The organism is Paraburkholderia sp. GAS333 (assembly GCF_050435665.1).
In the GTDB taxonomy this organism is placed as follows: Bacteria; Pseudomonadota; Gammaproteobacteria; order Burkholderiales; family Burkholderiaceae; genus Paraburkholderia; species Paraburkholderia fungorum_A.
Window position 1 is genome coordinate 910,441 of the sequence record NZ_JBNDKS010000002.1, and the last position, 20,656, is coordinate 931,096.

At 62.2% G+C, this 20,656-nt stretch carries 18 protein-coding genes; 6 read left to right on the plus strand and 12 right to left on the minus strand.

All coding sequences use genetic code 11. The features are described 5' to 3' along the window. Positions 1–135 precede the first annotated feature (135 nt). The 3 genes from dnaK (at position 136) to pabB (ending at position 5,428) form a co-directional block, all read left to right on the plus strand. Positions 136–2,088: a molecular chaperone DnaK gene (gene dnaK, locus ABH945_RS13270; RefSeq protein ID WP_429250786.1), complete on the plus strand. Its 1,953-nt coding sequence runs from the start codon at positions 136–138 to the stop codon at positions 2,086–2,088. Positions 2,089–2,357: 269 nt separating this feature from the next. Then, positions 2,358–3,500, plus strand: a complete 1,143-nt coding sequence (dnaJ, locus tag ABH945_RS13275; RefSeq protein WP_074763098.1) for a molecular chaperone DnaJ — start codon at positions 2,358–2,360, stop codon at positions 3,498–3,500. Between the two features lie 26 nt (positions 3,501–3,526). Continuing rightward, positions 3,527–5,428, plus strand: a complete 1,902-nt coding sequence (gene pabB, locus ABH945_RS13280) for an aminodeoxychorismate synthase component I (RefSeq protein ID WP_429250787.1) — start codon at positions 3,527–3,529, stop codon at positions 5,426–5,428. Between the two features lie 135 nt (positions 5,429–5,563). Here pabB and ABH945_RS13285 read toward each other — a convergent pair whose 3' ends face one another. The 8 genes from ABH945_RS13285 to ABH945_RS13320 all read right to left on the minus strand — a co-directional run bounded on the left by ABH945_RS13285 (position 5,564) and on the right by ABH945_RS13320 (position 12,210). Next, positions 5,564–5,698, minus strand: coding sequence for a hypothetical protein (locus ABH945_RS13285; protein WP_290439516.1), 135 nt, complete (start codon positions 5,696–5,698; stop codon positions 5,564–5,566). 170 nt (positions 5,699–5,868) lie between these two features. Next, positions 5,869–6,684: a 3-methyl-2-oxobutanoate hydroxymethyltransferase gene (gene panB, locus ABH945_RS13290; protein ID WP_429250788.1), complete on the minus strand. Its 816-nt coding sequence runs from the start codon at positions 6,682–6,684 to the stop codon at positions 5,869–5,871. A 36-nt stretch (positions 6,685–6,720) separates the two neighbouring features. After that, the gene (locus ABH945_RS13295) at positions 6,721–7,401 is read right to left on the minus strand and encodes a deoxynucleoside kinase (RefSeq protein WP_429250789.1); all 681 of its coding nucleotides are present in this window, start codon (positions 7,399–7,401) and stop codon (positions 6,721–6,723) included. Beyond that, complete coding sequence (gene folK / locus ABH945_RS13300; protein WP_074763102.1) at positions 7,398–7,943, minus strand: 2-amino-4-hydroxy-6-hydroxymethyldihydropteridine diphosphokinase; 546 nt, start codon at positions 7,941–7,943, stop codon at positions 7,398–7,400. The genes ABH945_RS13295 and folK overlap by 4 nt, the downstream gene beginning before the upstream one ends. A gap of 49 nt (positions 7,944–7,992) precedes the next feature. Then, entirely contained in the window at positions 7,993–9,603 is a 1,611-nt protein-coding gene (pcnB, locus tag ABH945_RS13305; RefSeq protein ID WP_074763103.1) for a polynucleotide adenylyltransferase PcnB, read from the minus strand. Further along, positions 9,600–10,286, minus strand: a complete 687-nt coding sequence (locus tag ABH945_RS13310; protein ID WP_074763104.1) for an HAD family hydrolase — start codon at positions 10,284–10,286, stop codon at positions 9,600–9,602. The genes pcnB and ABH945_RS13310 overlap by 4 nt, the downstream gene beginning before the upstream one ends. Then, complete coding sequence (hda, locus tag ABH945_RS13315) at positions 10,279–11,061, minus strand: DnaA regulatory inactivator Hda (protein WP_429250790.1); 783 nt, start codon at positions 11,059–11,061, stop codon at positions 10,279–10,281. The genes ABH945_RS13310 and hda overlap by 8 nt, the downstream gene beginning before the upstream one ends. A 72-nt stretch (positions 11,062–11,133) precedes the next feature. Continuing rightward, the gene (locus ABH945_RS13320) at positions 11,134–12,210 is read right to left on the minus strand and encodes an AI-2E family transporter (protein ID WP_074766265.1); all 1,077 of its coding nucleotides are present in this window, start codon (positions 12,208–12,210) and stop codon (positions 11,134–11,136) included. Positions 12,211–12,310: 100 nt separating this feature from the next. Between ABH945_RS13320 and purM the strand changes: the two genes are divergently transcribed. Next, entirely contained in the window at positions 12,311–13,369 is a 1,059-nt protein-coding gene (gene purM / locus ABH945_RS13325) for a phosphoribosylformylglycinamidine cyclo-ligase (protein WP_074763106.1), read from the plus strand. Between the two features lie 100 nt (positions 13,370–13,469). Here purM and miaA read toward each other — a convergent pair whose 3' ends face one another. Further along, positions 13,470–14,429 (minus strand): tRNA (adenosine(37)-N6)-dimethylallyltransferase MiaA, encoded by a 960-nt coding sequence (miaA, locus tag ABH945_RS13330; protein WP_074763107.1) that lies wholly within the window; start codon positions 14,427–14,429, stop codon positions 13,470–13,472. Between the two features lie 21 nt (positions 14,430–14,450). Then, entirely contained in the window at positions 14,451–16,553 is a 2,103-nt protein-coding gene (gene mutL / locus ABH945_RS13335; RefSeq protein ID WP_074766267.1) for a DNA mismatch repair endonuclease MutL, read from the minus strand. A gap of 232 nt (positions 16,554–16,785) precedes the next feature. On the opposite strand from mutL, the gene ABH945_RS13340 reads away from it, so the two are divergent. Then, entirely contained in the window at positions 16,786–17,457 is a 672-nt protein-coding gene (locus tag ABH945_RS13340) for a VTT domain-containing protein (protein WP_074763108.1), read from the plus strand. 194 nt (positions 17,458–17,651) lie between these two features. On the opposite strand, the gene ABH945_RS13345 is transcribed toward ABH945_RS13340, so the two are convergent. Next, entirely contained in the window at positions 17,652–18,464 is an 813-nt protein-coding gene (locus ABH945_RS13345; RefSeq protein WP_074763109.1) for a mechanosensitive ion channel family protein, read from the minus strand. Between the two features lie 292 nt (positions 18,465–18,756). Beyond that, the gene (locus tag ABH945_RS13350; protein ID WP_429250791.1) at positions 18,757–19,197 is read right to left on the minus strand and encodes a hypothetical protein; all 441 of its coding nucleotides are present in this window, start codon (positions 19,195–19,197) and stop codon (positions 18,757–18,759) included. Positions 19,198–19,576: 379 nt separating this feature from the next. On the opposite strand from ABH945_RS13350, the gene ABH945_RS13355 reads away from it, so the two are divergent. Beyond that, entirely contained in the window at positions 19,577–20,656 is a 1,080-nt protein-coding gene (locus ABH945_RS13355; protein ID WP_429250792.1) for a lactonase family protein, read from the plus strand.

Genomic DNA, 20,656 nt, shown 5'->3' on the forward strand with positions numbered 1-20,656 from the left:
TCGTAAAAGAGGTCTTGAAAACGATGCGGACGCACTTATGTTGAGTGCAGGTAGGAATTCAGAGCGGATCGCCTTGCCGCCAGATGGGCAAACAGGGCGATTCCCGCAGCGATCAAAGTCAGGAGAACAGTAAAAATGGGCAAAATCATCGGTATCGACCTCGGCACGACCAACTCGTGCGTGGCGATCATGGAAGGCAACTCGGTCAAGGTCATCGAGAACTCGGAAGGTGCACGCACCACGCCGTCGATCATCGCTTACATGGAAGACGGCGAAATTCTCGTCGGCGCACCGGCGAAGCGTCAGTCGGTCACGAACCCGAAGAACACGCTGTACGCGGTCAAACGCCTGATCGGCCGCCGCTTCGAAGAAAAAGAAGTGCAGAAAGACATCGCTCTGATGCCGTACAAGATCATGAAGGCCGACAACGGCGACGCATGGATCGAAGTGCGCGATCAGAAGCTGGCACCGCCGCAAATCTCGGCGGAAACGCTGCGCAAGATGAAGAAGACCGCTGAAGATTACCTAGGCGAGCCGGTCACCGAAGCAGTGATCACGGTTCCCGCGTACTTCAACGACAGCCAGCGTCAGGCAACCAAGGACGCAGGCCGCATCGCCGGTCTGGAAGTCAAGCGCATCATCAATGAACCGACCGCAGCTGCGCTGGCCTTCGGCCTGGACAAAGCTGAAAAGGGCGACCGCAAGATCGCGGTGTATGACTTGGGCGGCGGTACGTTCGACGTATCGATCATCGAAATCGCCGACGTCGACGGTGAAATGCAGTTCGAAGTGCTCTCCACGAACGGCGATACGTTCTTGGGCGGTGAAGACTTCGACCAGCGCATCATCGATTACATCATTGGCGAATTCAAGAAAGAGCAGGGCGTCGATCTGTCGAAAGACGTGCTTGCATTGCAACGCCTGAAGGAATCGGCTGAAAAGGCAAAGATCGAGCTGTCGTCGAGCCAGCAGACCGAAATCAATCTGCCGTACATCACCGCAGACGCGTCGGGTCCGAAGCACTTGAACCTGAAAATCACGCGCGCCAAGCTGGAAGCGCTGGTTGAAGAACTCATCGAACGCACCATCGAGCCGTGCCGCGTTGCTATCAAGGACGCAGGCGTGAAGGTCGGCGAAATCGACGATGTGATTCTGGTCGGCGGTATGACCCGCATGCCGAAGGTGCAGGAAAAGGTTAAGGAATTCTTCGGCAAGGATCCGCGCCGTGACGTGAACCCGGACGAAGCCGTGGCCGTTGGCGCCGCGATCCAGGGTCAGGTTCTGTCGGGCGACCGCAAGGACGTTCTGCTGCTCGACGTGACCCCGCTATCGCTCGGCATTGAAACGCTCGGCGGTGTGATGACAAAGATGATCAACAAGAACACCACGATCCCGACCAAGCACGCACAGGTCTACTCGACGGCTGACGACAACCAGGGCGCCGTGACGATCAAGGTGTTCCAGGGCGAACGCGAAATGGCAGCAGGCAACAAGCTGCTCGGCGAGTTCAACCTCGAAGGCATTCCGCCGGCACCGCGCGGCACGCCGCAGATCGAAGTGAGCTTCGACATCGACGCGAACGGCATCTTGCACGTCGGCGCGAAAGACAAGGCGACCGGCAAGGAAAACCGCATCACGATCAAGGCAAACTCGGGTCTGTCCGAAGCAGAAATCGAGAAGATGGTGAAGGACGCCGAAGCGAACGCTGAAGAAGATCACAAGCTGCGTGAACTGGCCGATGCCCGCAACCAGGGCGACGCGCTGGTCCACAGCACGAAGAAGGCGCTCACGGAATACGGCGACAAGCTGGAAGCCGCCGAGAAGGAAGCGATCGAAACCGCGCTGAAGGACCTCGAAGAAACGCTGAAGAGCGGTTCGGCTGACAAGGCGGCGATCGAAGCGAAGATCGAAGTCGTGGCAACCGCGTCGCAGAAGATGGGCGAAAAGATGTACGCCGACATGCAGGCAGCGCAAGGCGCCGAAGCAGCGGCAGCGGGCGCGGCAGGTCCGGGCGCGTCGGCTGGTGGCGCAAGCCAGCAGCAGGACGACGTGGTCGACGCCGACTTCAAGGAAGTGAAGAAGGACTAAAGCCAGGTCGCATTCAGACCGTAAAGCCGCACACGGCAACGTGTGCGGCCCGGCTGCACAAGCAGCGCCCCACCAGGGCAACACGCAACGTGCAAAAGCGGTTATCTCGCCTGGCGAGCCTTTTGGGGCTCTCCGGGCACATTTGTTTTATGGAGGGCGTTGTTTCGAGCCGGGTCAAAGCGGCGAAAAACGGCGGCCGGACGAGTCGCAAGACTCCAGCATTCAAGAGGAGCCACCGCGTCGCATTGCGCGAGTGGCGTTGAACCGATATGGCGAAACGGGATTACTACGAGGTTCTGGGCGTCGCAAAGAACGCGAGCGACGACGAAATCAAGAAGGCTTATCGCAAGATGGCGATGAAGCACCACCCCGACCGCAATCCGGGCAACAAGGATGCGGAAGAGCATTTCAAAGAGGCGAAGGAAGCCTATGAAATGCTGTCGGACTCGCAAAAGCGTGCCGCGTATGACCAGTATGGTCACGCGGGCGTCGATCCGAACATGGGTGCGGGGGGCGCGCAGGGCTTCGGCGGTTTTGCCGATGCGTTCGGTGATATTTTCGGCGACATCTTCGGCCAGGCGGCCGGCGGTGCAGCACGCGGCGGTGGTGGACGCGCGGGCCCGCAGGTGTATCGCGGCGCCGATCTGCGCTACAGCATGGAAATCACGCTGGAACAGGCCGCTCACGGCTACGACACGCAAATTCGCGTGCCGAGCTGGGTGTCGTGCGAAATCTGCCACGGTTCGGGCGCGAAGCCCGGCACCAAGCCGGAAACCTGCCCGACCTGTAGCGGCGCGGGCCAGGTGCGCATGTCGCAAGGCTTTTTCAGCATCCAGCAGACTTGCCCGAAGTGCCACGGCACCGGCACCTACATCCCCGACCCGTGCGGCCACTGCCATGGCGCGGGCAAGGTGAAGGAAACCAAGACGCTGGAAGTGAAGATCCCCGCAGGTATCGATGACGGCATGCGTATCCGTTCGGCCGGTAACGGCGAGCCGGGTATCAACGGCGGTCCGTCGGGCGACCTGTACGTCGAGATTCATATCAAGCAGCACTCGGTCTTCGAGCGCGACGGCGACGACCTGCATTGCCAGATGCCGATTCCGTTCACCACTGCGGCGCTCGGCGGCGAAATCGAAGTGCCGACTCTCGCGGGCCGCGCGAGCTTCACGGTGCCGGAAGGTACGCAGTCGGGCAAGACGTTCCGCCTGCGTGGCAAGGGTATCAAGGGGCTGCGTTCGAGCATTGCCGGCGATCTGTACGTTCACGTTCAGGTCGAAACGCCGGTCAAGCTCACCGAGTCGCAGCGCGAATTGCTGCAACAGTTCGAGAAAGCGCTGGTGGAAGGCGGCTCGCGGCATAGCCCGCAGAGCAAGAGCTGGTTCGATCGGGTGAAGAGCTTCTTCGATTAATGGCGGTTTGAAGTTTGGCGGTAAGCATGACGGCAGATGAGTGCGGCGCAGTTTTCGCGCTGCTCGACGATTGCGACGCGACGGCGGCGCGCCGGTCGAGTCGTCTGTACACGGGTTTTGTGCACGAACGGGTTTGCGCGGACGCCGCGCAACTCGACAGCGTGTGTGAGACCGTGGCGGCCGATACCCGGCATGGTTTGCACGCCGTCGTGCTGGCCGACTATGAGTTTGGCCGGACCCTGCTCGATCTGGAGCGGCTTGGGTCTTCGAAAACGCAGCGTGGCGATGCCACGCTGCGTTTTTTATTGTTCGAACGATGTGAAAAGCAGTCGCGTGAAGAGGTCGATGCGTGGCTTGCGGCGCGCGATGGCGCAGCGGCCGAGCCGTCGGTAGCGGGCACGGCGAACGTGCGCGCGAGCGTCGATCGCGCGCAGTTCGGCACGGCAATCGACGCGATTCACGCGGCTTTGCGGGCGGGCGATTCGTATCAGGTCAACTACACGTATCGGCTCAATTTCGACGTGTTTGGCTCGCCAGTCGCGCTTTATCGGCGATTGAGGGCGCGGCAGCCTGTGCCGTTCGGCGCGCTTATCGCGTTACCGGGCGATAACTGGGTGGTGTCGTGTTCGCCGGAGCTTTTCATTGAAAAGCAGGGCGCAAAGCTGCGCGCGCGGCCAATGAAAGGCACCGCGTCGCGCTCGGCCGATCCTGTCGAAGATCGGCGCGCGGCGGAGTTTCTCGCGAACGATCCAAAGAACCGCGCTGAAAACGTGATGATCGTCGACCTGTTGCGCAACGATCTGTCGCGGGTTGCGCAGACGGGCTCGGTCAAGGTGCCGGCGCTGTTTTCGGTGGAGCCGTATGCGTCGGTCTGGCAGATGACGTCGACCGTCGATGCCGTACTGCTACCTGACACCTCCTTCGCCGGAATTATTAGAGCGTTGTTTCCGTGCGGCTCGATCACTGGTGCACCGAAGTATCGAACGATGCAACTGATCGACGAACTGGAGAGCACGCCGCGCGGTCTTTACACCGGCGCGATCGGATGGCTCGACGCGGTGGCGTCATCGTCGGGACAGGATGCGGCGTGCGGCGATTTCTGCCTGTCGGTCGCGATCCGGACTTTGACGTTAAGCCGTAGTCCACAAACCGGCGCGCTGCGAGGCACGATGGGTGTCGGCGCGGGCATCGTTCTCGACAGCGTGGCCGCCGACGAATATGCGGAGTGTCAATTGAAAGCGAGCTTCCTGATGGGAGCGGAGCCTGGCTTCGATCTGTTCGAAACGATGTACGCGACGCGGGAAGAGGGCGTACGCCATCTGTCGCGACATCTGAAGCGGCTGTCGTCGAGCGCCTCGGCGCTAGGCTTCAAACTCGCCGACGAAGCTAGCCTTCGTGCGCAGATCGCGGCGAAATGCGCGGAGTTGCCGTCGCAAGTCGCTCATCGGATGCGGCTTGCGTTGAGCAAGAACGGCACGCTTCAGATCACGGCCGCCGAATTGTCGCCACTAACAGCATCGGCGGACGCACCGATCGGAGTCCTGCTCGCAAACGAACAGGATTTCCCGGCGACGCAAGCCAGCGATCCACTGCTGCTTCACAAAACCACCCGCCGCGCCGAATACGACCGGGGCTGGCGCGAGGCCGAAGCTAAAGGCGCATTCGATACGCTCTTCTTCAACGAACGAGGCGAGTTGACCGAAGGCGGTCGGTCGAACGTGTTTGTGAAGCTGGACGGGCGCTGGTGGACGCCGCCGCTCGCGTCGGGCGTGTTGCCCGGCGTGATGCGCAGCGTGCTGCTGGATGAGGATGCCGACGGCTTGCAGGCGGCTGAACGCGTGCTGACACGCGCCGATTTACTAAATGCCGAAGCGATGATGGTCTGCAATGCGCTGCGAGGGGCGATGCCGGCGCGGGTTGTAGACTGAAGGAAGCGCGAAGGAGAGGCCGCCGGAGTGCTGGCGGCGATGCCCACCGTCGCACGCACACACGCGGCAGCGAATCAGATGCATGGATCGATACTCGTGGCACATCTGGTCGAAGCTGGCGCCAGTACAATCGCCTCAACCACGCCCCCCATGCAGCACCCGGCTCATCCAGTTCCCCAAGCGCTTATGCCACGCAGAATGATGCACGTCATGCGGTACTTCGGCATGCTCGCGGATTCCTGCGACGTCGATCAGGCAGAACGGGCTCATCGCGATCTCTCCTCGTCTTAGGTTCATGGCAACACGGCTCGCGGAAGAGCCGCATTGCCACATAAACGAAGGTAGACCACCGGTTTTGCAGCCAATGTAGGATGGACCTCACAACGGCCGAAAAAAAGCCCGTCTGGTCCTATCCGCTACGGCTCAGTAAGAGAAAAAACTCAGAACGTATGTTCGGTTCCTGGGAACGAACCATCCTTTACTGCACGCACGTACGCTTCCACGCCCGCCAGAATGCTCGGCTGTCCCTGCATGAAATCCTTCACGAAACGCGGGCGCTTGCCGGGGAAAATACCCAGCATGTCGTGCAGCACCAGCACCTGACCCGAGCAATCCAGACCCGCACCGATTCCGATCGTCGGAATGCGCAATTGCTTCGTGACTTCGCTCGCGAGTTGCGACGGAATCGCTTCCATCACGATCAATTGCGCGCCAGCCGCTTCCACCGCGAGCGCGTCTCGCAACACCTGACTCGCGCCTGCTTCGGTCTTGCCCTGCACCTTGAAGCCGCCGAATGCGTGCACGGACTGCGGCGTGAGGCCGATGTGCGCGCACACCGGAACCGCGCGCTCAACCAGAAAACGCACGGTGTCAGCGAGCCATTCGCCGCCTTCGAGCTTCACCATTTGCGCGCCCGCGCGCATCAACTCCACCGAGCTACGGAACGCGTCTTCCGGCGTGCCGTATGTGCCGAACGGCAGATCGGCGACGATCAGCGCCGATGGCCGCGCGCGCGCCACGCTCGCCGTGTGATATGCGATGTCGGCGAGCGTCACCGGCAGCGTCGTCGTCTGACCTTGCAGCACGTTGCCGAGCGAATCGCCGATCAACAGCGTATCGACGCCCGCTCGATCCAGCAGCGACGCAAAGCTCGCGTCGTAACAGGTGAGCATCGCGATTTTTTCGCCTGCGTCGCGCATTGCCTGCAGCTTCGGCACGGTGATCGCGCTCCGGCTGGCTTCCTGCAAATAAGTCATGGGTCAATCCATTGGAAAAAAAGCTGGCCGCGCCGCTTACAGCGACGTGCCCTTGACAAAGAATTCCTTGCGGCCGCGCATCGTTTCGATGCGCTCGGCGAGTAGCGCAAGGTCCGCGTCCGAGTCGAGCGGATTCAGATGTTCAGCGTTGACCGTCAGCACGGGCGTGCGGTCGTAGTGGTAGAAGAATTCGTTGTACGCGTCGCAGAGTGCGCGCAGGTAGGCGTCGGAAATCTGCAATTCCATCGGCACGGCGCGCTTCTGGATGCGCGCGAACAGCACTTCAGGGCTGGCCTGCAGATAGACCACGAAATCCGGCGCGGGCGCGCTGACTTCGATCTGGGCCGCGAGCGCGCGATACAACTGCCACTCGTCTTCCGGCAACGTGAGACGCGCGAAGATGTCGTTCTTCTGCGTCATGAAATCGGCGATGAGGGGTGTGCCTAAGCCTTGCGCGGTGTTCACTTCCTGCGTCTGCTGAACGCGCTGCAATGCGAAGTGCAATTGCGTGGGCAGCGCATAACGCGCGGTGTCGCGATAAAAACGCTCGAGAAAAGGATTGTCTTGCGGACGCTCGAACAATTCCTGCATCGACCAGCGTTGAGCGAGACGACGCGCGAGCGAAGTCTTGCCGACGCCAATCGGGCCTTCAATCGCGAGATAGCCGAACGGTGGCCGCAGTTGCGGCGCCGTGACCGTGAGCGGCGGCGAATTCATTCGCAGCGCCCTTTTTCGGTTGCACCGTTAGCGCTCAATGCATTGAGCATAGGACACTGACACGGCCCCTTCACTTTCTCGATACGTTGATCGCTGACGCCGCCGAGCAGCGCCTCGGCACGGCCGTGTTGCGGAATGACCAGCGCCGAGTCGATCTCGACCAGCGGCACCAGCACAAAAGCGCGCTCGGCCATACGGGGATGCGGCACGATCAGATCGGGTTCGTCGATCGATTGCTCGCCGTACAGCAGGATGTCCAGATCGAGCGTGCGCGGTGCATTGCGAAACGGCCGCTCGCGCCCGAACTGATGCTCGATCTTCTGGCATAGCGCCAGCAGATGCCGCACGGGGAGTGTCGTATCGACCTTCACGACGCAGTTGAAATAATCGTCACCGCCCGCGTCGATCGGGGCAGTGCGATACAGGCTCGACTTGGCGAGCACGGAGATGGTGTGCTGTTGTGCGAGGCACACCACTGCGTCTTTCAGGGTCTGGCGCGCGTCCCCGAGATTCGCGCCGAGGCCGAGATAAGCAACCGTCATGGCATAACTTCCTGCAACTATCGTTCGACGGCTTCAGCGAAACGCTGTGTCAGTCTTCGTGCGAGCCGTCGTGGCCCGCGTCGTCGTCTGAGCGTTCGGCTGGCGTGCCGCCCTCCATTCCCTCGCCCGGCTTGCGGCCTTTGGCGCCACTGCTGCGCCGCCGTCGTTTTCTTGGGCTCCGGTCCTTCCCGCCTTGCGTGAGCAACGTCTCGCGCGCGGCAATGTCTCCTTCGATGAACTCCGTCCACCACGTACCGACCGCCTCGTCGAGTTCGCCCGATTCGCAGCGCAACAGGAGGAAATCATACCCCGCTCTAAATCTTTGGTGTTCCAGCAGCTTCAGCGCGCTTCTTCCCGAGCGTTTCTCGAGGCGCAACTGCAAGCCCCAGATCTCGCGCATATCCGACGAGAAGCGCTTGTGGATCGCGAGTTTCTCGGTTTGCATGTCGAGAACTTCGTCCATCGCGCGATGCAAAGCGGGTACTGGATACTCGCCGTTCGCTTCGAACTTCTGCCAGCGCTGCTGCACGTCGTGCCACAGCAGGGTCGCGAACAGGAAGCCCGGCGACACGGGCTTGCCGGCGCGCACGCGAGCATCGGTATTGCTCAACGCAAGCGTAATGAATTTTTCGCCGATGGGTTGTTCGAGCACCACGTCGAGCAGCGGCAACAGGCCATGATGCAGACCTTCCTGACGCAGACGCTTCAGGCACGCAAGCGCGTGGCCGGACAGCATCAGCTTGAGCATCTCGTCGAACAGACGCGCGGCGGGCACGTTGTTGATCAGATCGGCCATTTCGACGATCGGCGCACGCGTGTTGTCTTCGATCTCGAAGTCGAGCTTCGCGGCGAAACGGACGACGCGCAGCATGCGCACCGGATCTTCGCGATAACGCGTGGCCGGGTCGCCGATCATGCGCAGCAGACGCTCGCGCATGTCGGCCATGCCGTTGTGATAGTCCAGCACGGTTTGGGTGGCCGGATCGTAGTACATCGCGTTGATCGTGAAGTCGCGGCGTGTGGCGTCTTCGTGCTGCTCGCCCCACACGTTGTCGCGCAGCACGCGGCCGCTCGCGTCCACCGCGTGCGTGCGGCGGTCGAGTTCGTCGCGCTTCAGGCGGCGTGCCGGCGGCGCATCGGCTGCGGGCGGATCGACCAGCGCCCGGAACGTCGAGGTCTCGATGATCTCCTGCCCGAACTGAACGTGCACGATCTGAAACCGGCGACCGATGATGCGTGCGCGGCGGAACAGCTTCTGCACCTGTTCGGGCGTGGCGTCGGTGGCGACGTCGAAGTCTTTTGGCTTGATGCCGAGCAGCAGATCGCGCACTGCACCGCCGACGATAAACGCCCGGTGCCCCGCCTGTTGCAGCCCTTCGGTAACGCGAATCGCGTTGCGCGAGATCAGCGCCTGGTCGATACGATGCACGTCGTGCGGAATGATGACCGGCACATCCGGGTCGCGCACAGCTTTGGCGGTGGAAGCGCCGCCAGCGGTGGTGCGGGCGGGTTTGCGGCGCGCCTTGCTAGCGCCGCCCGTGGTCGATGCCGAACGCACGCGTGCGCTACCGGTTTCGTCTGCTTCGGCTTGGGCGGGTTGGGCGTCTTCAGCGGGCGCCGTGTCCTGGCCGAATAGCTTGCGGATAAGTTTTTTGATCACGAGGGTTGAAAGAGTTCGAGGATGCGCCAGCCTTTGGCTTGCGCATGGGCACGCAATGTGTCGTCCGGATTGGTCGCGATGGGGTCGGTGACTTTTTCGAGCAACGGGATGTCGTTGTGCGAGTCGCTATAGAAATAGCTGTGCTCGAAATCGCTCCAGCTTTTGCCGAGCGAAGCAAGCCACGCTTCGGTGCGGACGATCTTGCCTTCCTTATAGCTCGGCGTGCCCGTGGGGCGGCCGGTGTACGGCGAATGCGGTTCGCCGTCGACGGTTTCCACCTCGCACGCGATCAGCGCATTGACGCCGAACGCCTGCGCGATAGGACGCGTGATGAATTCGTTGGTGGCCGTGACCACGCAGCACAGGTCGCCAGCTTCGCGGTGCTGCTTCACGAGTTCCAGCGCGACCGGGAAGATGGCCGGCGTGATCACTTCGTGCATGTACTTTGCGTGAAGCTCGGCCAGTTCCGCGCGCGTGTACTTCGCGAGCGGCGTGAGCATGGCGATCAGATAGGCGTGAATGTCGAGCTTGCCGGCCTTGTAGTCGGCGAAAAAGCGATCGTTTTCACGGGCGAAATTTTCGGCGTCGACCATGCCTTGTTTCACCATGAAGCGGCCCCATTCGTGGTCGCTGTCGGTGGGAATGAGCGTGTGGTCGAGATCGAAGAGTGCGAGGTTAGCCATGGGGGCCTATTTTACTTGAAGCGGATGAAGCGGCGTGTGAACCCGCAACCGTGCCAGTGGACGAGCCGCCGGCGGAGCCCGGTACGCCGCGCTGTTCCTCCAGCATGATGCGCAAAAGCGGTAGCGTGACCGCGCGTTTCTGTTCGAGCGAGAAGCGGTCGAGCGCATCGAGCAGCGCCATCAGACTCGGCATGTCGCGGCGAAAATGCGTGAGCAGGTAGGCGGGGACGTCGTCGGCGAGCATCAGGCCGCGCTCGCGTGCCGCCAGTTTCAGCACCGCCGCCTTGCCTTCGTCGGGCAGCGGCGCGAGATGGAACACGAGTCCCCAGCCGAGACGCGTGCGCAGATCTTCGCGCACGCTCATGCCGATCGGCGGCGCGTTGCCCGCAGCGACCAGCGCGCTGGTGGGATGCGCGCGCACTTCGTTGAACAGGTTGAACATGGCGATCTGCTGCGCGGCGGAGAGCGCGTCGCAATCGTCGATTGCATACAGCGCGACGCGCGGGTCGAAGCTGAACGCGGCGAGGCTGCTCTGCGGACCGGCAAAGCGCGCATGTCCCGGCGACGCTTCGTGCACCAGCGCCTGCAACAGATGCGTGCGGCCGCTGCCGGACTCGCCCCAGATGTAGAACGAGCGATCGGCGACCGGTCCGGCGGCGAGCGCGTTGTCGAGCTCGCGCAGGCGCGTGACCAGCTCGGCGTTCGCGCCTGCGAAGAAATTGTCGAATGTCGATGGCGGCGGGGTGCCGAGATCGAGCGTCAGTTGACGAAGCACAGTAAGTTAATGCCGAAAATGAGGCTAAGGCCGCGTCGGCCCTCAAGCGGGCCTAGAACAGTCAAAGAGCAGTCAGTTGTTGTAAAGCGTGCTCGCCAGGTAGCTTTGGCGCAACTCGCGGATCGCGACCGACAGGATTGCGCTGAACGGCAGCGCAAGCAGCACGCCGAAAAAGCCGAACAGTTGCCCGAACGCCAGCAACGCGAAAATCACTGCGAGCGGGTGCAGCCCGATCCGCTCGCCGACGAGTCGCGGCGTCAGATAAAAGCTCTCCACGAGCTGCGCGAAGCCGTAAATCAGCGCGACCGCGCCGAAACCGTACCAGTTGCCGAACTGTAACAGCGCCGCGATCAGCGCCAGCACCAGGCCCGTTGCAAACCCGAGGTACGGGATAAACACCGCCAGCCCCGTAAATATGCCGACCGGCAACGCAATCTCGAACCCGGCGACGCTCAGCGCAATCGCGTAGTATGCCGCCAGGATGACCATCACGAGAACTTCGCCGCGCAGGTATTGCGACAACATCTCGTCCATGTCGCGCGCCAGTTGCTGCGTTTTGTCGAGCCAGCGGCGCGGAATCAGCCTCTGAATGCGCGCCAGCATGCGGTTCCAGTCGTACAGCAGATAGAACAGCACGAGCGGCACCGTGACCAGATTCGCGATCAGCGCGAGCATCAGGTTGCTGCTGGTGCGGATCGACGTCCACGCGTACAGCGCGACGGTTTGCGCGCTGCCTTCAAGCTGCGTCATCACGAATTCGCGGATCTTGACGAAATCGAGCGAATCGCCGAGGCCCAGCATGGCCAGCTTGGGCTGGAGCCACGCACTTGCATGCGCGAGCAGCACGGGCACCTGCTGGCGCAACAGCGGCCCCTTTTTCTGGATGACGGCGAGCACCAGCAAGACGAGCACGCTCATCATCAGCGTGAAAAACAGGATCATCGCGAGCGCTGCGAGGCCGCGCGGTATGCGCCGGCGTTCCATCCACGACACGCCCGGCTGCAGAATGTACGCGAGAATCGCGCCGAGCAGAAATGGCGTGAGCACCGGGCTCAGCAGCCAGAGCAGCACACAGATGCATAGTGCAATGACCAGCCAGATCAGCGCACGGCGCTGCATCGGCATCAGAATCGAGGAATTTTGTTGCAAGTTTGTTTCCCTGGTGTCGTCGGAACCGGATGAATCAAATTCCAGCCAGCCGGCCAGCATCGGGTAAAATCGCATTTTACCGACCTTCTCGCTCTTCCCCATGAATCAACCGAAATCCGCCGCCCCTGACGCCCAAGGTTTGTCGTATCGCGACGCCGGCGTGGACATCGACGCGGGCGACGCCCTTGTCGACGCGATCAAGCCCTTTGCCAAAAAGACGATGCGCGACGGCGTGCTGGGTGGCATCGGCGGTTTCGGCGCGCTGTTCGAAGTGCCGAAGAAATACCGCGAGCCGGTACTCGTATCGGGCACCGACGGCGTGGGCACCAAGCTGCGCCTCGCGTTTGAACTGAACAAACACGACACCGTCGGCCAGGATCTGGTGGCGATGAGCGTGAACGACATTCTGGTGCAAGGCGCCGAGCCGCTGTTCTTCCTCGACTACTTCGCGTGCGGCAAGCTGGACGTCGCCACGGCGGCCACGGTCGTGAAGGGTATCGCTTACGGCTGCGAACTGTCGGGTTGCGCGCTGATCGGCGGCGAAACGGCGGAAATGCCGGGCATGTACCCGGACGGCGAGTACGATCTGGCCGGTTTCGCGGTCGGTGCGGTCGAAAAGAGCGAGATTATCGACGGCAGCACGATTGCCCCGGGCGACGTGGTGCTGGGTCTGGCATCGAGCGGTATCCATTCGAACGGTTTTTCGCTGGTGCGCAAGATTATCGAGCGTGCCAAGCCTGATCTGAACGCCGATTTCGACGGCCGTTCGCTGGCCGACGCGCTGATGGCGCCGACGCATATTTACGTGAAGCCGTTGCTGGCGCTGCGTCAGCAGATCGCGATCAAGGGCATGGCACACATCACGGGCGGCGGTCTGGTCGAAAACATTCCGCGCGTGCTGCGCGAAGGTCTGACGGCTGAGCTGGATCATCGCGCATGGCCGCTGCCGCCGCTGTTCTCGTGGCTGCAAAAGCACGGCGGCGTCGCCGATGCGGAAATGCATCGCGTGTTCAACTGCGGTATCGGCATGGCAGTGGTGGTGTCGGCGGAAGACGCTGAAACGGCTATCGGTCTGCTGTCGGCGGCGGGCGAACTGGTCTGGAAAATCGGCTCGATTCGCGAAAGCGCGGCCGGTGAAGCTCAGACGGTTGTGATCTAAAGGCGGGGCTCCCGCGCGGCGGCTGGCTTGTAAAGGCAGGCGCCGTGCGGGTTGGTAGTTCAGGAATTCGTCGTATCGAAGCTCCCGGTCAGGGAAAGCTTCAAACCAGCGTTTCAACCACTTCAAGTACCCGCGCAGTCGCGTGCGGATCGCAGCAATCGACCACCACTCGCTCCGGCATGCTTCGCAGCCATGTGAGCTGGCGCTTGCACAGTTGCCTCGTAGCAAACACGCCCTTGTCCCGCATCGTCGCGTAGTCGGTCGCGCCATCCAGGTATTCCCACGCCTGCCGATAGCCGACGCAGCGCATCGACGCCATCTCGGGCGATAAATCGCCGCGTTCGCGCAACTTCACCACTTCGTCGATGAAACCGCTGTTCAGCATCGCGTCGAAGCGCTTCTCGATGCGCGCATGCAGCACGCTCCGGTCGGACGGTTCCAGCGCAATTGGGACAAATCGCCAGGCGTTCGCGGCGTCGTCCTGACGCGTGGGCGCGGCGAGCAGAGTCGACATAGCCTGGCCTGTCAGCATGAACACTTCGAGCGCGCGCTGAATGCGCTGCGAATCGTTGGGCGCCAAACGTGCAGCCGTGATCGGATCGACGGACTCGAGCCGCGCGTGCATTGCCGGCCAGCCGTCGCGGGCGGCGTCGGCGTCGAGTGTGGCGCGCGTGTCGGGATCGGCGGAGGGCAGGTCGTTCAGGCCTTGCGTGAGCGCCTTGTAATACAACATGGTTCCGCCGACCAGCAGCGGCAGCCGTCCGCGTGCGTGGATTTCGGCGGTCAGCCGCAACGTGTCCGCGCGAAATTGCGCCGCCGAATAGGCATCGGTCGGATCGACGATATCGATCAGATGATGCGGCGCCACCGCGCGTTCGTCGGCGGTGGGCTTCGCGGTGCCGATATCCATCTCGCGATAAACCAGCGCCGAATCGACACTGATGATTTCCACCGGACGACGCGCGGCCAGCGCCAGCGCGGCTGCGGTCTTGCCGGATGCGGTCGGGCCGAGCAGGCAGGGGATCGGCGTGGGCGCGTCGGAAGAAGGACGTAATGTCATGGGCAAACCGGATGCAGCACGTTATTGCCCGCGCATGAACAGCCGATCGAGATCGGACAGCGTCAACTGATACCACGTCGGACGCCCGTGATTGCATTGGTCGGCGCGCTCGGTCGCTTCCATCTGACGCAGCAGCGCGTTCATTTCATCGAGCGTGAGGCGGCGATTCGCGCGCACCGCGTGGTGGCACGCGAGCGTGCCGAGCAGTTCGTGCTGACGCTCGGTCAACACGCGCGAGCCGCCGAACGCGTGCAGATCGGACAGCACCGCGCGCGCGAGCGCCTGCAGATCGGCGTCTTTCAGCAACGCGGGCACCGCGCGGATCGCCAGCGTGGTCGGCGACAGAACGGCGAGGTCAAAGCCGAGCGCGTCGAGCGTGTCGCGTTCTTCTTCCACGGTGCCGATTTCGATCGGATCGGCGGGCATCGTCTGCGGAATCAGCAGAGGCTGCACGGCGATTGCGCGATCGGCGAGCGCGTTCTTGAACTGCTCGTACAGAATGCGCTCGTGCGCGGCGTGCATGTCCACGATGACGAGCCCGTGTGCGTTCTGCGCGAGCACGTAAATGCCGTGGATCTGGCCGAGCGCGAAGCCGAGCGGCTGCTCGTCGTGAGCGTTGAACGAGGGCGACGTGTAAGGCGCCGATGCGTTATACGGGGATGAATTTTCAGCGGCGGAGTCGCGTGCTTCGAAAAGCGTGGCGCCCTCGGCGGTGCCCGACTGTGTGTCTTTGCGGCCAAAGAGTGCGTCGTAAAACGCCAGCGGTTGTGCGACCGGCAACGTGCCTTGGGTCATACGCGCCTGGCGCATCCACGTGTTGCCGGGTTGCGATGAGCTTCCGAAGCCGCTGCCGGAGTTGCCACCCGAGCCGCCGAAGCCGCCGCCCGAGCCACCAAAGCCACCACCCACTGGCGAACCAAAGCCGCTACCGCCCACGCCCGCGCCACCCAACGGCGTCGCACCAAACGAAGCCGGGCTGCCGGCCGGCGCTTCCAGGTGCGCCGCGTGTCCACCCGACGTCGTTTCCGGTGATGCGCCCGCATGCCGCGCCAACGCGCGCTGCACCGCATGGAATACGAACTGGTGGATCGAGCGCGAATCGCGAAACCGCACTTCGATCTTCGACGGATGCACGTTCACATCGACGCCCTCAGGCGGCAGATCGAGAAACAGCACATACGACGGATACCGATCGCCATGCAGCACGTCTTCATAAGCGGCGCGCACCGCGTGGGTGAGCAGCTTGTCACGCACGAAGCGGCCATTGACGAAGAAATACTGCTGGTCGGCGCGGCCCCGGCTCGCGGTCGGCAGACCCGCGCAGCCATAAACAGCCAGCGGACCCGCGGATTCATCGAGCGGCAAATGGGCAGTCGCGAACGTCTCGCCGAGAATCTTCGCGACGCGCACCGGCGGTTCGCTCGCATTCCAGTGTTCGACTGCCTTGCCGTTATGCAGCACCGAAATCGCGACGTCCGGCCGCGCGAGCGCCGCGCGTCGAATCTGTTCGAGACAGTGGCCGAGTTCGGTCTGTTCGCTCTTCAGGAATTTGCGGCGCGCGGGCGTGTTGAAGTACAACTCGCGCACTTCGATCGTCGTGCCCTGGGTGCCGGCCGCTGGGCTCAGCACGCCGGTTTGCGCGTCCACGCGCACGGCATGCGGCGCGTCGGCGGTGCGGCTGGTGATCGTCATTTCCGCGACCGACGCAATCGAGGCCAGCGCTTCTCCGCGAAAGCCGAGCGTGGCGACCGCCTCAAGTTCGGCGAGCGAGCGGATCTTGCTGGTCGCGTGACGCATCAACGCTAACGCGAGTTCGTTTTCCGGAATGCCGCAGCCGTCGTCGGTGATTGAGATCCGTTTGACGCCGCCTTCGTCGAGCAGAATGCGCAGCGTCTGCGCGCCCGCGTCGAGCGCGTTTTCCAGCAATTCCTTGACCACGGAAGCCGGCCGCTCGACCACTTCGCCGGCGGCGATCTGGCTGATCAGTTGATCGGGGAGCGGCTGGATCGCGCGTAACGGGCGCGGCGTTCTGGCAGAAGCCGCGGCAGACGAGGCATCAGAAGCTGCAGCGGACACTGGGGCCGCAGCGGCGGAGCCGACGGGCGTTTCGGAAAATTCGGACATGGCGAAATTATAACGATTCGTCACGACGTGCCGGGGAGCGCACTAAATGGCCGCAGATTTTTAATCGCGGCCGGGCACTTTCGGTATCATGACGCGGTCAATTTCGGGCGGCGAGCATGCGCTCGTTGCTATCTGCCGCTATCGTTCGCAAGTCTGCCGCGCATGGCTGTATTTCGCGGGCTGTATTCCACGATTACCCCCGTTTTCACAACGCTCAACAGAGGACGCCCCCTTGGACACGTTGCTACATTTCGTCAACCTTGTCTTGCATATCGACAAGTTCCTCGGGGACTTCATTCACGTGTACGGCGCCTGGGTCTACGCCGTGCTGTTCCTGATCGTGTTCGCCGAGACCGGCCTGGTCGTTCTGCCGTTTTTGCCAGGCGATTCGCTGCTGTTCATCGGCGGCGCGTTCTGCGCGACCGGTGAGATGAACCTCGGCGCGTTGATCCTGTTGCTGCTGATCGCAGCGGTCGCGGGCAATACCGTCAACTACATGATCGGCCGGGCTATCGGACCTCGGGTGTTCAATTCGCACATCCCTTTTCTCGAACGTTTTCTCGACCGCAAAGCGCTGCAGAAGACGCACAACTTCTACGAGAAGCACGGCGGCAAGACGATCGTGCTCGCGCGCTTCATTCCGGTAGTGCGGACTTTCGCGCCGTTCGTGGCGGGCGCGTCGGAGATGACGGTCAGCCGGTTCCAGTTGTTCAACATCATCGGCGCGCTGTTGTGGGTGCTGCTGCTCGTGTTGCTCGGCTACTTCTTCGGCAACATTCCGTTCATTCGCCAGTATCTGAATGTGATCGTGCTGGTGGGTATCGGCGCGGCCATCGTGCCGGTTCTGCTCGGCGCGTTGTGGAAGATGTTGCGCAAGGGCGACGCGAAGGCAGGCAGCCGCTAAAGCGCTATTGCGGAGATGCGTCAGGGCTGCATGAATGGCGCTGACGAACAAAAGGCGTCGCGAGATTCGCGACGCCTTTTTTCATTTTGCGTTGGTCGATAGTTGCGGTCTGGAATCAGCGGCGCATGCGGGTGTTGCCAAAGATCTCTTAACTAGCCACTAACAGCCCGCCGCCGCGAATAAGCTCATCGCGCTCAGGTAATCGCGCGCGGTGCGAGCGGCGTCTCCGGCGTCGGATAACCGGCTTCCTTGAAGGTCTGGACAATCGTCCGGTTCGTGTCGAAATAGACCTGCCAGTAATGTTCGTTGGCCGTATAGGGACGCACGCATAGCAGCGGCCCTTCCGGCGTGAAGCTCAACACTTCGATGTCTGGAGCGGGATCGGTGGCGACGTTCGGAATCTGCGAAACCGCCGCCTTCAACCGGTTCATCGCATCGGTGGGATCGACGCCGTTGGCGATCTTCGCGGTCAGTTCCACGCGACGTACCGGCAGCACGCTGAAGTTCGAGATCGTGTCGGAAAAGATCTTGTTATTGCCGACGATGGTCGTCACGTTGTCCGGCGTCACGATCGTGGTGCCGAACAGACCCAACTCTGAAACCGTACCGGTGACGCCGCCAGCGGTGACGAAATCGCCGACCTTGAACGGCCGCAGCACCTGCATGAAGATGCCCGCCGCGAAGTGGGCGAGCAGACCGCCCCAGGCGGTGCCGATCGCGAGACCGAGACCGGCGAGCAGCGCAGCGAACGAGGTGGTCTGTACGCCGAACACCTGCAGGATCGCGAGGATCAGCAGGAGGTTCAGCAAGGCGCCGAGAATCGAGCCGAGGTAATGAGCCAGCGTGGGATCGACTCGGCCGTTGCGCGCGAGCACCTTGCGCAGCAAACCGGTGATCAGGCCGATAACCCAGCGGCCGACAATCCACAGGACAATCGCCCCGAGAACCTTGGTGCCGAGGTCGACGCCCCGGGTCATGATGAACACGCGTACGGTATCGAGATCCAAGATGTCCCTCGTTGGGTAAGTTGCCTTCGACTGATTGAACGACGGTGGCGCAATACAGCGGCAAATGCCCGGCGAGGGGCGCAAGCGGTAACTCTCGGTCTTCGGGAGTTATAGGCGACGGCGCGCGCATGTGCAAGGACCGTTCCAGACCGCGAGGAGGGCGGCCTGGCGGGAATGGCAAGTGTTCTGGCGGTTGTCTGTTCGGGCGAGCGGCGCGCGCGTCTTTCGAATGTGAGGCGTCTTTCCGGCGCTGAATCTTGTGGCGTGTGGCGCAAGCTGCACGGCGCTCGTCCTACCTATGCAGATGCGACTCCGAATACTGCGATGTGCTGATCACAACCGGCTCGTCGGCGCTAACCTGTCGCGGCCGCGCACGGCGGGCGACGTAACTCCACACGACGGCGGCAGCAATCGCGAGTCCATACGCGCAGGCTCGTTCGACGAACGCATCGGGCGAGCTGAACTGGCCGTAGCGGCTCTGCGAATCCGCGAACACGACGAAGGTCAGCGCTGCATCGAGAAGAAGCGCGAACAGCGCGAGCGTGACGAACACGTGAGAGCCATTGACCGGCCGCCCCGGCGCGAACCGGTTATACAGATGACACGCAATCCGAACGATCACAAGCAGCGCGAGGTTCGAGACGAGATCGAGCAGGAAATGGGTCATATCGATTGATTGAATATGCAGGGCCGCGGCATGGCCGAAGCGTTTGCTCGCGCGATGTCTCAGCATGCCTGGCTGGATCGGCGGCGATCATTGCATATCTTTCTATCTCGATAAATGGCGAGCTTGGGCGTCCGTTGTATGTCGTCCGTGATGCTGAGTCTGATGCGGGAAATGGCTGACTGGTATCGGCGAAACGGCGGTAGGCAGCGTGAGAAAATGCGGTCTTGTTCGTGAGGAATGCGATAGGGCTTGAAGTGTTCGGCGAGGTGTTGACGGCTTATCGATCCTCACTCGATGTGATTGTCGAACTCGCCGGATGTCAGCGCGACCAACCGGTCGATGACAGTCGCCATTCAGGAACGCAATTTCGTGTGGGCACGCGTAGCGTAATATTTCGCAGCGTGGGTGCCGATACAGCACGCCCATATCAATCGAGGAGACAGACGTGACTCAGCAGCAAACCGCAGCGGCAATCCTGGCAGTCGGCACATACACACTGAAAATGCCCCATGTAGATGGCAAGGGGAGAGGCATTTATCTGCTGGGCTTCGATCCGTCGACGGGCCGTCTCAGTGAACTCGCTGTGGAAGAAGCGGTGAATCCATCGTATCTGACGTTGTCGGCGGATCGGCGCAGGCTGTACGCGGTGCGCGAGGTCAATGCCGAAGATAACCCCGGCGTCAGCACCTACGAACTCGACGCGGCAAATCACACGCTGACACTGTTGCACGACACGCCCACGCAAGGCGTCTGGCCGTGTCACGTCTCGGTCGATAACGACCGCTCGCTGCTGCTGGTATCGAACTATCTGACTGGCGAAGTGCTGTCGTATTTGCTCGATGCGAATGGCGTGCCGTCAGGCGAGCCGATCGTGCTGACCCGTGACGGCACAGGGCCGGACAGCGATCGTCAGGACGGCCCGCATGCTCATTGCGCGCGGGTCGGCCCGGATCGTCGCCATGTCTATCTGGCCGACCTTGGTGTGGATGCGGTCGTGCGTCATCCGTTGAATGGCGCGAACGTGAATCCGGTTGCCGATCTGACGGTCATGGCGGCGCCGGGCGCGGGGCCGCGTCACCTGCTGTTCACTGACAGCGGCGCTTACATGCTGGTCAATTACGAAATGTCGTCGACTGTGCGGATGTATCTGCTCGACGGCGACGACGTGTCGCTCGTCAGCGAAGTGTCGAGTCTGCCGCAAGATTTCGCCGGGAATAGCGGCGCGGGCGGCATGCGCCTGCATCCGTCGGGACGCTTCGTCTATGTCGGCAATCGCGGACACGATTCGATCTTCGGCGCGCGTGTCGACGAAACGACCGGTTCGTTGACGCCGATCGGCACGTGGAGTCTCGGTGGCCGCACGCCGCGCGATCTGGCCGTCTCGCCCGATGGCGAGTACCTGCTGGCGGCATCGCAGGACGAGGCGTTCATCCGCGTATTCTCGATCGACGCGCAGACCGGCGAACTCGCCTTTACGGGTTACGACTATCCGGTTTCGAGCGCGGTGTGCCTCGAATTTCTCTGA